At 44.3% G+C, this 14,287-nt stretch carries 15 protein-coding genes; 1 reads left to right on the plus strand and 14 read right to left on the minus strand.

Annotation, left to right across the window (positions count from 1 at the left end; genetic code table 11):
* Positions 1-30 precede the first annotated feature (30 nt).
* Entirely contained in the window at positions 31-1,566 is a 1,536-nt protein-coding gene (locus D8793_RS00975) for a glycoside hydrolase domain-containing protein (RefSeq protein ID WP_185761013.1), read from the plus strand.
* Between the two features lie 196 nt (positions 1,567-1,762).
* Here D8793_RS00975 and D8793_RS00985 read toward each other — a convergent pair whose 3' ends face one another.
* The 14 genes from D8793_RS00985 to D8793_RS01060 all read right to left on the minus strand — a co-directional run bounded on the left by D8793_RS00985 (position 1,763) and on the right by D8793_RS01060 (position 14,276).
* Positions 1,763-3,466, minus strand: a complete 1,704-nt coding sequence (locus tag D8793_RS00985; RefSeq protein ID WP_125370904.1) for an alpha-L-fucosidase — start codon at positions 3,464-3,466, stop codon at positions 1,763-1,765.
* A 239-nt stretch (positions 3,467-3,705) separates the two neighbouring features.
* On the minus strand, positions 3,706-4,743 hold the full coding sequence (locus D8793_RS00990; protein ID WP_125370903.1) for a zinc-binding dehydrogenase: 1,038 nt from the start codon (positions 4,741-4,743) through the stop codon (positions 3,706-3,708).
* Positions 4,744-5,669: 926 nt separating this feature from the next.
* Positions 5,670-6,059 carry a barstar family protein gene (locus D8793_RS00995; RefSeq protein ID WP_260471255.1) on the minus strand — a complete coding sequence of 130 codons (390 nt, stop codon included), beginning with the start codon at positions 6,057-6,059 and terminating at the stop codon, positions 5,670-5,672.
* A gap of 75 nt (positions 6,060-6,134) precedes the next feature.
* Entirely contained in the window at positions 6,135-6,452 is a 318-nt protein-coding gene (imm40, locus tag D8793_RS01000) for an Imm40 family immunity protein (protein ID WP_125370902.1), read from the minus strand.
* A 216-nt stretch (positions 6,453-6,668) separates the two neighbouring features.
* Complete coding sequence (locus D8793_RS12030; protein WP_221760774.1) at positions 6,669-7,121, minus strand: pre-toxin TG domain-containing protein; 453 nt, start codon at positions 7,119-7,121, stop codon at positions 6,669-6,671.
* A 401-nt stretch (positions 7,122-7,522) separates the two neighbouring features.
* Positions 7,523-7,933, minus strand: a complete 411-nt coding sequence (locus D8793_RS01015) for a PIM7 family immunity protein (protein ID WP_125370901.1) — start codon at positions 7,931-7,933, stop codon at positions 7,523-7,525.
* 21 nt (positions 7,934-7,954) lie between these two features.
* Positions 7,955-8,350: a hypothetical protein gene (locus tag D8793_RS12035; RefSeq protein WP_221760773.1), complete on the minus strand. Its 396-nt coding sequence runs from the start codon at positions 8,348-8,350 to the stop codon at positions 7,955-7,957.
* A 433-nt stretch (positions 8,351-8,783) separates the two neighbouring features.
* Entirely contained in the window at positions 8,784-9,542 is a 759-nt protein-coding gene (locus D8793_RS01030) for an ABC transporter ATP-binding protein (protein ID WP_005591610.1), read from the minus strand.
* Positions 9,539-10,405 carry an ABC transporter permease gene (locus D8793_RS01035; protein WP_125370900.1) on the minus strand — a complete coding sequence of 289 codons (867 nt, stop codon included), beginning with the start codon at positions 10,403-10,405 and terminating at the stop codon, positions 9,539-9,541. The genes D8793_RS01030 and D8793_RS01035 overlap by 4 nt, the downstream gene beginning before the upstream one ends.
* 102 nt (positions 10,406-10,507) lie before the next feature.
* On the minus strand, positions 10,508-11,002 hold the full coding sequence (locus tag D8793_RS01040) for a beta-class carbonic anhydrase (RefSeq protein ID WP_125370899.1): 495 nt from the start codon (positions 11,000-11,002) through the stop codon (positions 10,508-10,510).
* Positions 11,003-11,169: 167 nt separating this feature from the next.
* Complete coding sequence (locus D8793_RS01045; protein ID WP_005591607.1) at positions 11,170-11,865, minus strand: TIGR00266 family protein; 696 nt, start codon at positions 11,863-11,865, stop codon at positions 11,170-11,172.
* A gap of 72 nt (positions 11,866-11,937) precedes the next feature.
* Positions 11,938-13,305, minus strand: coding sequence for a DNA repair protein RadA (gene radA, locus D8793_RS01050; protein ID WP_125370898.1), 1,368 nt, complete (start codon positions 13,303-13,305; stop codon positions 11,938-11,940).
* A 10-nt stretch (positions 13,306-13,315) separates the two neighbouring features.
* Complete coding sequence (locus tag D8793_RS01055) at positions 13,316-13,882, minus strand: histidine phosphatase family protein (RefSeq protein WP_260471072.1); 567 nt, start codon at positions 13,880-13,882, stop codon at positions 13,316-13,318.
* Positions 13,833-14,276: a dUTP diphosphatase gene (locus D8793_RS01060; RefSeq protein ID WP_125370897.1), complete on the minus strand. Its 444-nt coding sequence runs from the start codon at positions 14,274-14,276 to the stop codon at positions 13,833-13,835. The genes D8793_RS01055 and D8793_RS01060 overlap by 50 nt, the downstream gene beginning before the upstream one ends.
* Positions 14,277-14,287: the final 11 nt, after the last annotated feature.

Below are 14,287 nucleotides of genomic sequence, written 5' to 3' on the forward strand. Positions count from 1 at the left end.
CAAAGCAAGCTGGATCGAAGGAGATTTTCCATGAAAACAATACTAGAAACGATTGATACCCGCTATGGAACGGACAATTCTCATAGCTTTTCCCACGGCAATACCCTGCCCTATACAGGGGCACCATTCGGTATGAATTATTTCGTTCCTCAGAGTAGCCATACAGATGGTTCTTGGTTCTTTAAACCGGACTTACCCATTTTCCAAGGTATTCGTCTGACCCACCAGCCCAGTCCTTGTATTGGGGATTTCTCTTGGCTCCTGCTCACGCCTGTCACTGAAAAGATAGGCAAGCCTGATATCTATCACCGCCAGTCGTCCTATCGACCGGACGAGAGTATTTTTCAGCCACATTATTTGAAAGTTCACTCCAACCGTTATCAAGTCAGTACGGAACTGACTCCGACTACTTACGGAGCCTGCTTCCGCCTCACAAGCCGATTGACCCTGCCTATCAGCCTTATCCTGCACAGTGAGGCTCAGACTTATTTTCGGATGCTGGACGCTTACACGCTTATAGGTAATTTAAAAGAAGAAACCAATCCAGCCAAGCGGCCTCTGACCATGCATGTCTGCCTGCGCTTTGACCAGCCCATTCAAGCCAGTCATGCCCTTGGAGAGGACTTGGTGCTAGACTTTGAGCAGGGACAACTACAATTCGCCCTCGCAACTTCCTTTATCTCGGAAGAGCAGGCCGTGACGAATCTGCCCCGAGCCGACTTTGATGCGGTGAAAGAACAAACCAAGCAAGCCTGGGAAAGCTACCTCCACCGATTTGATGTTGAGGAACAAGTAGCCCAGCGATACGGCCAGCAGGCACGCCATTATCAAAATCTTTTCGATTCAGAAACGGGCTATATGCGAGCCAAAGACCGACAAGGACAATTTCGAGCCGACTTCTCTCCTTACAGCTGGGGACGAGATTATGCCGAATGCTCTGCTATTCAAAATACGCTCAGCGTCTTCCATGATATTGAAGGCTTGAAAGAGCTCATGGGCGGTGAGGCAGACTTTACTGATTATCTGACTAGGCTCTATCAGGACCAGCCTTATTTTGATGTCACGGGCTACGGCTACGAAATTCACGAAATGAGCGAGATGGCGAATGCTCACTTTGGCCAGCTAGCCATTTCCAATCAGCCTAGTTTCCATATTCCTTATCTTTTCCGCTATAGTAGCAGGCCAGAATACACCAGTCTCCTAATCAAAAGCTTGAGAAAAGAGGCTTTTCAGGCTAGTTGGCAGGCTTTTCCTGGAGACGAAGACAATGGCAGTCTTTCTGCTTGGTATATCTGGAGCGTATTGGGCCTCTATCCGACTTGCCCCGGCAAGCCTCACTATGACTTAGGCATTCCTCTCTTTGACCATCTGCGCCTCTACCTACCTCAAAGTCAAAAATGGCTTGATATTTACGCTCATGATAACTACCCCCATTTTCAGTTTGTGAGAAAGGCAGACTTAGACGGACGAAGCCAGCAACGAATTTCCCATGAGGACTTACTGGCTTCTGACAGGCTGGACTTCTACCTGTCTTGGCTGCCAAATTCAGATTCTACACACTCATAAAAACAGCAAAAGAGGCTGGGACAAAAGTCCTAGCCTCCCAATTGTCTTTGGATTATCGAGCAAGACGCAGTGGTTGAGCGGGCTCTACTACGCTGATTTCATCAGCTTTTACAGCCCTACTCAACTGTGCGGAGGTGGGACAACGAAATCGAATTCTAACGAATTACCAATTTCTGTCCCACTCTCTTTTCTCATTCTAACTCCCTTTGACCTCAATCTTGATCCTGCTTTGACGACCGTCCTCTCGGCTGGCACAAAGGTAAAAATTCAATTCTTGCTGACCTGTAAAAGCCAAGGTTGATAAGGTCAACTCTTTGTTGCTCTCGCCCGGAGCAAAGCTCACATCCCAGATTTGATCCTCATAAGCCGTTCCGTGCGTTCCTGTGCCAGGCTCCGTAACCAGTCGGATCTGCTCCGCCTGCTCCAGTCCATCTAAACGACACAGACTAATCTGGCTTGATTGCCCCCCGATTACTGTGTCCGCTGCTTGTGAAAGCACCAGACCAGAAGGTCTCTTCTCTTCCTCCATAATCGCTGGTGTCCTGTACACGGCCAGCTTACTCAACAGTGGCAAGGCTTGGAAATCCGTCAAAATCAAGCGCAAGTAACGAGCCTCGACCATTTCACCCAAAAGTAGACGCTTATAGCTAATCGTCTGACCACGGGCAAAAACAGTCCAGCTATCTTCTTTCTTTACTTCTAGGATAAAACCTGCGATCCGTTGTCCTTTAGCAATAGGTTCTCTGATTTCTACTAAATTAAAAGTACAGCTGCGCCCTAGGTCAATCTCCAAGACATAAGAGGTTTCCTCTTCATTCGGAGCCCAGAAGGTCTCCCTTTGGCCGTCCGTCAGATTACTTGCTGGATAGCCTATCCTTTCACTGCTACTTGTGACTTCAGCCTCCGCAGCCAAGTCTTCATCGTAAAGGCCAGAAATCACCTGATGGAATTCCTGCAGGCGCTGGACGTCAACTGCCGCCAACAAGCCCTCCTTGGTCGGAGGCACATTGAGCAAAAGCGGTGTCCCCCGCCCCACCGAAGCCAGATAAATATCCAGCAAATCCGCCAAGGACTTGGGTTGCTGACTTTCATGATAAAACCAACCCGAACGCAGGGAAACATCTGCTTCCCCGACAGAATAGTGCGTACCTTCTGGATCGCCATGGCAAAGATAGACAGGCGGTGTCTGCTCACTTAGCTTTTCTGGCCGAATCTTCTGCCACAAGGGATCGCCAGCTCGACCACTTTCATTGCCAATCCAACGCAATTCAGTCGCCTCAGTTGAGAAAATGACAGCGTCTTTTTGATAGCGACGAATGGTTTCAAACCAAGCGTCAAACTCATAGGAAAGCTTTTGCGCACCTTCTCCACGCGCCCCATCCATCCAGATTTCGACAAATTTTCCTTTATTACCATAAAGCGGATTGCTCAAGATTTCTTCTAATTGCTGCTGGTAATATTCATTGTAGGCTTTTTGAGTATCTACATGATAGAGCGGGCTGTGGGCATCCCAAGGCGACAGATAAAGCCCCAAATCCATATCATACTGACTGGCTGAGCGGGAAATCTCAGCCAAGAGGTCACCCTCACCATCTCTCCACGGACTGGCAGCTACCGTGTAGTCTGTATAGCGGCTCGGATAAAGAACAAAGCCATCATGATGCTTGACCACGACAATGACCCGTTTAAAGCCTGTTTCTTTCAAAACCCTGATCCACTGGTCTGTATCTAGTTTAGTCGGATTGAAACACTTGGGATCTTCTTGACCATTTCCCCATTCCTGCTCGTAAAAGGTATTGATGCCAAAATGGATAAAAGCGGCCAACTCATCTCGATGATAAGCCAGCTGGACTGCCGAAGGCAAGGGACCAAAATCCGCAATCTCTTCTATTTTCTTCATATGTCTCGCTATTCCTCATTTCTTCCTAGTCAATCTCTTCTCTAGCTCCACTATAGCAAAAAAAGAGGACGCTAACAACGCCTCCTTTTTGACTTCCTAAAAAGCTACTCTTTCTTCTATAATTTGTGGAAGACTGAAAATCCTGACCTAGTCCTTGCAAATCCTTTTACTGATCTCTCAGAATTTCAAATTCCTTTGAGTGCCTTTAACATCCCCTAACATAATAATCTTGACAAACCTTAGTCAATCACAATCAAGGCCTTAATGGTCTTCCGTTCGTCCATATCTTTATAGGCTCGGTCAATCTCTTCCAGTTTATAGCTGGAAGTAAAGACACGGCCTGGATTGATGTCGCCATCAAGGACTGCTTTCAGCAAGACTTGCTTGTCGTAGGTTGTGACAGAGGCTGCACCACCTGCCACTGTGATGTTTTGAGCAAAGGTGGAACCAAGGGCACGATTATTATAGTGGGGAACACCAACAAAGCCTAATCGGCCGCCGTTGTGAAGGACTCCAAGCGCTTGGTCAACAGCCGCTTCTGTTCCGACACATTCAAGCGCAGCGTCAGCACCGCCGCCGAGGATTTCGCGCACCTTGGCAATGCCTTCTTCTCCACGCTCAGCGACCACTGCTGTCGCTCCTGATTCAAGCGCCATCTTTTGTCGGTCTTCGTGACGGCTCATGAGGACGATTTGGGAAGCTCCCCGCATCTTAGCAGCGATAACAGCGCATTGTCCAACAGCGCCATCCCCGATGACAACTACCTTGTCACCTGGTTTAACATCTGCCACACGCGCCGCATGATAGCCTGTCGGCATGACATCAGCCAGCGCCAAGAAGGAGTTAAGCATCCCCTCTGAATAGTCTGACGGCTGACCCGGAATCTTCACCAAAGCCCAGTTGGCATACTCAAAGCGCATATATTCCGCTTGCACCCCATCTGACCAGTTATTGCCGATATGCCGGTCACAAGTCCCGTCATATCCTGCTCGGCAAGCATCACAGTCCCCACATCCATGAGTAAAGGGAGCAATGACAAAATCGCCTGCTTTCACAGTCGTTACTGCTTCACCGACTTCCTCGACAATACCGATCGCCTCGTGACCGCTATTTGGATGTCCCTTTTCGATATCCGGACTGCGGTAGCGCCATAGATCAGAACCACAGACACAGGTCCGAACAATGCGGATAATGGCATCATCTGGGTCTAGAATTTGCGGATGATCCATTTCTACTAGTCCAACTTGACCAGCCTTAAGATAAACTGCTGATTTCATTGCTTTTCTCCTTGTATTCTGCTAACTATATTATATCACTTTTCAGATACCTAGCCTACTAGAAGACAAAAGAGTTGCGTGACAATTTTATATCCCAGCAAGCCCTACCCATCACTTTTTAAAGCTGCTTCCTTAGTCCTCACTAGCTGAGGGCAGACTCCAGCAACACCCGCTGAATCCATCAAAATGACCTCTAGCGTGACTCTGCTAGAGGTCTGACTTACCTTGCTGATATGGGGGCAATCAGTTTATTCCATTCGGAACTGACTAACAATTGATTGTTGATTATTTAATTTATTAAATTTTTAATTCCTTTAAGCGCTAATGATTTTCTTTTATCTTAGCATTAGAAATATTAATCACAAAGCAACTATCGGTTAACATCACGAAGACTGAAAACCATCTAAAAGCTTCTACTTTCTATCCCACTGTCATAATCAGATAGGCTAAGCAGGCCTACCCAATGATTTAACCAATAGTCCAGTAAAGCAACGACTTATCTGTTACAAATAACTAGATATCAGCAAAGCAAATCGAATGCGAAATTAAGCTTTTCCTTTCCCTATCTTTACTTACATTATACTCCTCTCCACAAAATATTGCAAGCGTTTACACCGCAGAGATTGAATTTTTTTGCCAAAGAATTAGGGAAATAATCTATTCTTATTACGAATTTTATTCCCAATGAGCTTGTCCTGCTTATCCATACGGCAGAGTTCTGTGGGGAGGAAAATATAATTTTTGGATGAGTGTAAAGAATAGAAACACTTTCTTATAATTTCATAGCAAAACACCCCAAAAATTAGATTTTCTGTCTAACTTTTGGGGTGCAGTTCAATTTTTACCAATATTCGTTCAAAAAATATAAGCAAATGAAGTTTGATATATCTTTGATAACCTCTATATAATTAGTTTCGACTCTACTCCTAATCATTTTTTATTATATAGACTTGAAAACTCTTTGCAACTCCTCCTACTACATATTTTTTAGCATCATTTTCCCACCACGGCAACACGTCTTCTTTCAGAATTTCTAAAAATAGCTCCTTCGAAACAAGATCATCCGCTAAGAAAGAATTATAATTGTCAAATACAAAAGCATATTTATCTGCTTTCAACCAAGATAGATCAGTTAACCAATCTATAATTGAGCTCCAATTATCCGAATCAGGAAGATCTATAGTGTCCTTAAGAAAACGAAATAATTCATTCTTATTGCGAATTTTCTTCCCGTCGAATAGAATTACAAAATCTTCAGAAGATAGTATTTCGTCAANCTTTTGTTTTAGTATATAGTGAATTTTATTTTTTATCATTTTTTTCTAATCTACTTAATTTTTTAAACGTTTATAATGGTCATCTGTATAGTAAACACTTTTATAACTTCCTTATTATTCTGAAACGACTATTGCAAAATAAAAATTTTCTCCATTACTATTTGTATACTGTTTAATATAATTTTTGGCCACAGAAATCGACTTTAGTGAATCATTATCTTTATTTTTAGGAGAATAATACCAGCTATCATAAGTTAAATCAAATATATCACCTTGTCTTGAATACACATCTCCACCAAGAATAATAAACTTTTTTGATTCTATCCAGTCTATATATGCCAAAACATCTTTAAATGTATATGCATAATTTGTAACACCAAACTCTTCTAACGAACTACCTCTATTTTCAAAATTATATTTACTTAATTCCATATTGTTTAGCTCCTACTTTTTAGGTCTAAAGAACCTATGATTTACAGTATTATCAGGTTCAATTATATATTCGAATACTCCATCCTTACCTTTATAGGATCCCGGAATTTCAAGTTTTTTTTCTGACAATACCGTCTCCACCTGTTATTGTTGATAATTTCCCTTCTGATCCAAATGGTTCTACCACTTCTGGAAATGAGTGTAGATCTCCTTGTTTCATTTGTTTTTTACCTTATCCTTAAATATGATATCTTCTAAAGGATTTATCTTTATCCCATCTTTGACATCATCCACTTTATCTGCCACACGAGCAACATCTGATGCTTTATCAGCTGCCTTCGTGGCTTTTGAAGCATCATTGACTGCATCTACTGCATCGAGTGTTTTTTCAAGTTTCCTTAATTTGCCAGCCTTAGCTATAGGATAGAAATTATTTGCAATATCAACAGCTAACTCTGCACCTGCCTCCCAACGATTTGCGTCTTCGCCCGTTAGTGGATCTTTCCCTGTAACTAAACGTTCTCCATTATTCCAGCCTATTAATTCAGCTGCTATAGTTGGAAGTATAGCTTTATTTTCTTGGTTAAACTTCGCAAATTTTACATTAGATGCATAGGCATTTTCCTCAGGAGTCATTGGGGGAGCCTTTAGATACTCCTCTAATGTCATCCTATCAATTCGTTCTTTCTGATCCAATCTGAGTCCATGTCTTGCCGCATCTTCATACTTTCTAAAATCAGCTATAGACAAGGTTTTATTTACACCCCGATCTGATGCCTTAGTCGTTTTGGGATTACATACATGTTTCAATGTATTCTGTAAAGCAGGAGTCTAGTTACGGTCATATTTTCCACTTGACCCAGAGTATCGTAGGTATAGGTATGGACTAGGGTTTCGCTATCCTGCTGGATGGTTTCCTTGGCGATATGAGCTTATACTGCTTGTCTACTGTGAAGCTAGTATAAAATAAACTAGGGGAAAATTTCCCCTAGTTAGCAATTGAACTAAGTCACAAATTGTATTTGTGAAAGTGATTTATACTTTCCAATCATCTAAATTCAACACTTTACTCACTCTAAAGTTTCATTATCCTGCCAAAAGAAATGAGCACCCTTTAAATCAAGATGTTCTATCTGAATATCACGACAAACAATTATTATATCCGTAATACCTAGATCAATTCTGCACTCAACAAAATTTTTATTTTGAGCATACTGAAGCAACGTGAAATTTTGTGCGGAATAACCGAGTTGAGTCTTTTTCAAACTTTTCACATCATAATCACGCCAATTCTTCCATAAAGCATCTGTTGTATACTCTACTTTACCACATAAAAGGAAGGTTACGCGCCAATATTTTTTTTGATTATCCTCATACTCAATAATAGTTTCATCGCCAAAAAATGACACATAAAAATTGTAAATAGGTGCGTCCCAATAATTTGTTAAATCTAATTCTTTTTGTTTTTGTTCAATATTCATATCTCTATTTTGTAATATCCATTAATACTTATCCCATGGAATATGGGCATCTGGACTTTTTCTGTTAACAATATTACCGTTTATATCTAAAGGTTTTCCATTTTCATCATAAATGTGCATATGATTATAGTCAGTTATGCGGTCAGGTGGATCTATTCTGATTTTATAGTCCCCTTTGCTATTTTTTATATGAACACGTCCATTATGCTCATTGAATGTCCAGCCTTCTGGCAGTCTTCCTTTTAGCTCCTGTATATTTAAATCAACTATCTCTTTTGGAGATAATTTATCTAATTTAGGAGGATTAAAAAGCTTACCAGCATCGGACGCCTTATCTACCACTCTTGCAGCTTTCAAAGCATCATTAGCTTTATCAGCTGCCTTCGCAACTTTTGATGCATCATTGGCTGCGTCCACTGCATCGAGTGCTTTTTCAAGTTTCCTTAATTTGCTATCCTTAGCTATAGGATAGAAGTTACTTGCAATATCAACAGTTAGCTCTGCAGCTGCTACCCAACGATTTGCGTCTTCGCCCCATCTATATCATGAGATAAGTAATAAGTATCATCTAGTGGATGTTGAGCAATTGAATAATCAATTCGAGTCCCTTCTACCGTTAGCCACGCATATACATCTGGATTCTGATGAAGTTTTGTCTCTATCGCATTTGAGAATGTTGCTCCTCAGCCGTCTGTTCAAATCCATCTAAGAGCTTTAAACCTAAAATTAAAACTGCAATCACCGCAATGAATGATAAACTAAACTTTAAAACTTTCACGTAATCTTCTCTATTATTGTCTACAGAACCCAAAAACTAGATATTAGGTTTAAACCAAGAGTCTGGACAAGCCTATTCAAACAAGCCATAGTAGTCCGCTATGGTCATCTTGGCTTTTTCTTCTTGCTTGAGATCTTGAATGATTTGCCCTTCCTTCATGACAATCAGACGGTTGCCGTATTTAAGAGCATCCTCCATGTGATGGGTAATCATGAGGGCTGTCAGCTGGTCTCTGCGAACAAAGTCGTCAGTCAGCTCCATAAGAGCCACACTGGTCTTGGGATCCAGTGCTGCTGTATGCTCGTCCAAGAGAAGCAGCTCTGGACGTTTGAGCGTCGCCATGAGCAGACTCAAAGCCTGTCTCTGACCACCAGAGAGAAACTCAATCGGCGTATCCAGATGTTTTTCCAAACCATTGCCAATCTTATCAATAGTCTCCTGAAACTCCTGCCGATAGCTATTCAGCCGACGAGGGACTAGGCCACGGGATTCGCCACGAAACTTGGCAATCAGCAGGTTTTCCGCCACTGTCATCCGAGGAGCCGTTCCCATCTTGGGATCTTGAAAGACGCGCGATAGATATTTGGCTCTCTTTTCAGGTGAAAAGTTGGTCACATTTTCGCCCAAGATGTAAATGCTACCGCTGCTCAGAGAGAGCGTGCCGGCAATCACATTAAAAAGAGTTGATTTCCCTGCTCCATTGCCACCCAAAATCGTGATAAAATCATGCTCATGAATCTCCAGCGACACATCGTTTAGGATGACCTTTTCTTCATCAAAGCCGTTATTGACCCGCTTGCTGGCATTTTTTAATTCTACAATCGCTGTCATTTGCTTAACTTAGCTCCTTTAAAGAATGTATTTTTCAAGGTCGGAATCATGAGGCAGACCGCCAAGATAACCGCACTATAAAGACGGAGATAGCTCGTGTTGAAGCCAAGAGCGATGACGCCCCAAATCAGAAACTGATAGGCAATAGCACCAACTACAATGGTAATCAGGCGCTCAGCCAAGGTCAGACCCCTAAAAAGCACTTCTCCGATAATCAGACTGGCCAAGCCGACGACGATAACCCCAATCCCGCGGGACACATCCGCATAGCCCTCCTGCTGGGCAATCAGAGCACCAGACAAGGCAATGACGCCATTAGACAAGATCATGCCCATCAATTCCATGCGGCCAGTATTGATACCGAAACTACGCGCCATATCAGGATTGTCCCCAGTTGCGATGTAGGCCTGCCCCAGCTTGGTATCTAGGAAAAAGAGCAGAGCGACAATAACCAGACTGACAAAAATCAAGCCTGTCAGGAGATTATTGATTTCCCCAGAGAAGGGCAAAAAGTCCTGAATCTGTCGAGTTCCCAGCAAACCTAGATTAGCCCGCCCCATGATCATAAGCATAATGGAATGGCAAGAGGTCATGACCAAAATCCCTGACAGCAGGGTCGGAATCTTGCCCTTGGTATAGAGAAGCCCTGTCGCCAAGCCTGCCAGACAGCCCGCCAATACCGCAGCTGCCGTTGCCAAGAAAGGGTTCACCCCCTTGGTAATCAAGGTGACAGCTACCGCCCCACCTAGTGGAAAGGAACCTTCAGTCGTCATATCTGGAAAATTCAAAATCCGAAAAGTCATGAAAATCCCCAGACCTAAAATGGCCCAGACCAGACCTTGTGAAATAATGGAAAGAATCATCTTATTGTCCTAACTAAATTAAAATCGTATTCTATTTTAACACAAAAAAGCAGCCAATTTCAATGCCGAAATACCGACAGATAAATTGGCTTTCCTAGCTAATTACTGAACAACAGTCATTCGCCCTGTAGCAACATCATACACTGCTCCTGAGATCTCTACATCATCTGGGATAAGGGGTGATTGGCGGAGAAGCTCCACGTCTTCCCGCACACTTTCCTCAACATCTGTAAAAGGAAGGAAATCCTGACCGCTGACATCAACGCCCAGTTCTTGAGTGAGAAAAGCAGCAAATTCTTCATTTTTGAAAGTTTGTGCGCCACAATCCGTATGGTGCAAGACCACAATTTCCCGCGTGCCCATCTGCTGCTGCGAAATAACCAGCGAGCGAATCATGTCCTCCGTCACCCGACCGCCAGCGTTGCGCAAGATATGAGCATCTCCCAGCGCCAAGCCCAGAGCCTGAGCCACGTGTAGCCTAGAGTCCATGCAGGTCACGATTGCCACCTTGGTCTTGGGCTTAATCGGCAGGTGGGAGGTTCCATGCAGGTCCACATAGGCTTGGTTGGCCTTCATAAAATTTTCAAAATAGGACATTCTTTCCCCTTACTAGAATTTATTTGATAGTCAAACCATTTCCTACCATCTTATCATCTTTTGAGCCTTTTGTCAGTTTTCGGATCTAGATAAAGCAAAAATGTCCGTTTTTTATGAAAAAATGAAAGAAAAATGCAAGAAAGGTGCGGAAATTCATCCACACCTTTCTATGAACCTTTTGCGATATAGCGGCTGAGTGAGCCCGCAAAGCTTTGAAGATTGAGACTTTGAACATAGATTTCCCCAGTGCCTCGGAAGGTGTTGACAACTCCTTCTCCCGTTCCGATCGACTGCCAGAAACCATTTTCCAGATGGATATTATAATCCAAGGACTGACTCCAAGCTACGACATGGGCATTGTCAATGGTTACTTCTTGGTTATTTAGCTCAATTTTCCTAATCGATCCATAGGCATTGGCCAAGAGAGTCCCCTGCCCTTGAGTCGTCATGACGAAGAGGCCACCTTGACCGCCAAATATCGCCTTGCCAACAGACTGGCGCTCCATCGTATAGTAAGCCGTACCGTCCAGAGCTAGAAAGGCACCGTCATTGAGCCGGTACTGCTTTTCTCCCAGATAAAGGGGAATAACTTGGCCGGGAACTTCTGGTGCTAAAGCTAGAAAACCGTTATCGGACTGGGCGACAGCTTGGGTGATGAAGGTACTTTCACCAGACACCATGGAACGGCCGACTGCCTTAACAAAGCGACCCAAACCCGAACCGTTAGCATTGAGCTGAGTGTTCAAGGTCACATTAGGCGTGTGATAGACCATACTGCCACGCTGGATAAAGACTGTCTCTCCTTGATTAAGGTAGAGATCAACGAGTGGAAATTGCATGTTGCTATCCATGGAAAATTGCATAAGAGTTCCCTCCTTGTTTTTAAGAAAATTATAGCAATAATAAAATATTTTTGCAATCTAAAACAAAGAAAATCATCCAGCAAAGACTTTTTTCAAGACTTCCCCAATCGTTGTCACACCGATGACTTGGATATTGTCTGGCACCTTGAGGCCGTTCAGAGAGTTTTTGGGAGCATAAATCTTGGTAAAGCCCAGTTTCGCTGCTTCGTTGATGCGCTGCTCGATGCGGTTGACCCGGCGGATTTCACCAGTCAGGCCAATTTCACCGATAAAGCACTCTTGAGGATTGGTCGGCAGATCCTTGTAGCTGGAAGCAATGGCTACCGCTACCGCCAAATCAATAGCCGGCTCATCTAGCTTGACGCCACCAGCTGACTTAAGGTAGGCGTCTTGATTTTGCAGGAGGAGCCCCGCCCTTTTTTCTAGAACCGCCATAATGAGGCTGGCTCGGTTAAAGTCCAGTCCAGTCGTGGTTCGCTTGGCATTGCCGAACATGGTCGGTGTCACCAAAGCCTGCACCTCAGCTAAAATCGGCCGTGTTCCTTCCATGGTCACGACGATGGATGAGCCTGTCGCACCATCCAGCCGCTCTTCCAGAAAGACTTGACTTGGATTGACAACCTCGACTAGCCCGCCAGACTGCATTTCAAAAATGCCGATCTCATTAGTAGAGCCAAAGCGGTTCTTGACTGCTCTCAAGATACGGAAAGTGTGCTGACGTTCGCCTTCAAAATAAAGCACGGTGTCCACCATGTGCTCCAAAGTTCGGGGGCCGGCCAAGGTTCCTTCCTTGGTCATGTGACCAACGATAAAGGTCGCGATATTATTGGTCTTGGCCAGCTGCATGAGCTCGGCTGTCACCTCTCGAACCTGAGAGACAGAGCCTTGAACACTGGAAATTTCCGGCGACATCACCGTCTGTATAGAGTCGATAATCAGAAAATCTGGCTTGATTTTCTCAATCTCCGTGCGGATGTTTTGCATATTGGTCTCGGCGTAGAGATAAAATTCACTGTCAATATCACCGAGGCGTTCCGCCCGCAACTTAATCTGCTCAGCTGATTCCTCCCCACTGACATAAAGGACAGTGCCCTGATGAGAAAGCTGAGTGGACACCTGCAGAAGCAGGGTAGACTTCCCGATGCCAGGATCCCCGCCAATCAGAACCAGACTACCAGGCACCACGCCACCACCCAGCACACGGTTAAACTCATCCATTTCTGTCTTAGTCCGATTGACATCAATCGAAGTGACCTCAGCCAGCTTCATGGGCCGAGTCTTTTCACCTGTCAAGGAAACACGTGCATGCTTGACCTCAGCAGCCTCTACCTCCTCGACAAAAGAAGACCAAGAGCCGCAGTTAGGACAGCGGCCTAGGTATTTGGGCGAATGGTATTCACAATTTTGACAGACAAAGGTCGTCTTTTTCTTAGCGATGATAAACCTCTTTCTATATCTCTATCTCACATTCAATCACTTGGCAAAAATCAATTTGCTCATTTGGCACAAACTGACGGATCAGCATGCGATGGGCTACAAGGACTACTGTCTGGTAATCTCGATACTTTGCCATACAGTCTACAAAACGAGCCTTCATCTCCTCAGCCGTCTCATACTGAATAGGACTACTGGGGAGCAAGGCACCATTATTTTCTAAAAACAGGCTTCGAGCTTTTTCAAAGTTCCCTCTTCCCGTTTGATAAACCTGCCATTCGTGTAGCAAAGGCTCCACTCTCAAAGGAAGGCCAGTGGCACAAGCCACATAAGATGCCGTTTCTAAAGCTCGCGTCATTGCAGAAGACACCAGCAAATCAGCTGAACGCAGTAAAGGATGCTGGCAAAGTTCCTGAGCCTGCCGTCTTCCCTGCTCAGATAAAGGCGCCAAATCCAGACCAAAGCCAGTATAAGAACGCTCCTCTAACTCATGGTAATCAGGCTCACCATGGCGCACAAAGATCACTTTCATCTCAATGCCCAGTAGAGCCAAATCCGCCTGTCCGCACACCCTCGGCTTCATCTCCATCTGCCATCAAAAATGGTGCGAAGACTGCCTGCACAATGCGGTCACCCACTTCCAGTACAACCTCTTGGTCTGTGATGTTCTTCATCTGAGCAAAGATATGCCCTTCATTTCCAGGATTGCCATAGTAGTCGCCGTCGATGACCCCAACGGAGTTAATCAAAACCAGGCCTTTTTTACGAGGGTTGGACGAGCGGTCATAAAGATAAAGCACCTCGCTTGGCTGCATATAAGCCTTGACACCCGTCGGAACTAGCTTAATCTCCCCTGGCGCAATGATGGTGCGCTCTGCCACTTTCAAATCATAGCCCGCTGCGTGAGCCGTCTCTCTCTTGGGTAATAAATCTTCATTTGGAAAGCTGGAAACCAGCTCGAATCCGCGAATTTTCATACAGTTCTCTT

Origin of the sequence: Streptococcus cristatus (assembly GCF_003943465.1) — a bacterium.
In the GTDB taxonomy this organism is placed as follows: Bacteria; Bacillota; Bacilli; order Lactobacillales; family Streptococcaceae; genus Streptococcus; species Streptococcus cristatus_C.

Excerpts from the sequence above, each read along its gene's own strand:
- D8793_RS00975 (WP_185761013.1), top strand. The coding sequence starts at position 31 with ATGAAAACAATACTAGAAACGATTGATACCCGCTATGGAACGGACAAT.
- D8793_RS00985 (WP_125370904.1), bottom strand. The coding sequence starts at position 3,466 with ATGAAGAAAATAGAAGAGATTGCGGATTTTGGTCCCTTGCCTTCGGCA.
- D8793_RS00990 (WP_125370903.1), bottom strand. The coding sequence starts at position 4,743 with ATGAAATCAGCAGTTTATCTTAAGGCTGGTCAAGTTGGACTAGTAGAA.
- imm40 (WP_125370902.1), bottom strand. The coding sequence starts at position 6,452 with ATGGAATTAAGTAAATATAATTTTGAAAATAGAGGTAGTTCGTTAGAA.
- D8793_RS12030 (WP_221760774.1), bottom strand. The coding sequence starts at position 7,121 with ATGACATTAGAGGAGTATCTAAAGGCTCCCCCAATGACTCCTGAGGAA.
- D8793_RS01015 (WP_125370901.1), bottom strand. The coding sequence starts at position 7,933 with ATGAATATTGAACAAAAACAAAAAGAATTAGATTTAACAAATTATTGG.
- D8793_RS01030 (WP_005591610.1), bottom strand. The coding sequence starts at position 9,542 with ATGACAGCGATTGTAGAATTAAAAAATGCCAGCAAGCGGGTCAATAAC.
- D8793_RS01035 (WP_125370900.1), bottom strand. The coding sequence starts at position 10,405 with ATGATTCTTTCCATTATTTCACAAGGTCTGGTCTGGGCCATTTTAGGT.
- D8793_RS01040 (WP_125370899.1), bottom strand. The coding sequence starts at position 11,002 with ATGTCCTATTTTGAAAATTTTATGAAGGCCAACCAAGCCTATGTGGAC.
- D8793_RS01045 (WP_005591607.1), bottom strand. The coding sequence starts at position 11,865 with ATGCAATTTTCCATGGATAGCAACATGCAATTTCCACTCGTTGATCTC.
- D8793_RS01055 (WP_260471072.1), bottom strand. The coding sequence starts at position 13,882 with ATGAAGCCGAGGGTGTGCGGACAGGCGGATTTGGCTCTACTGGGCATT.
- D8793_RS01060 (WP_125370897.1), bottom strand. The coding sequence starts at position 14,276 with ATGAAAATTCGCGGATTCGAGCTGGTTTCCAGCTTTCCAAATGAAGAT.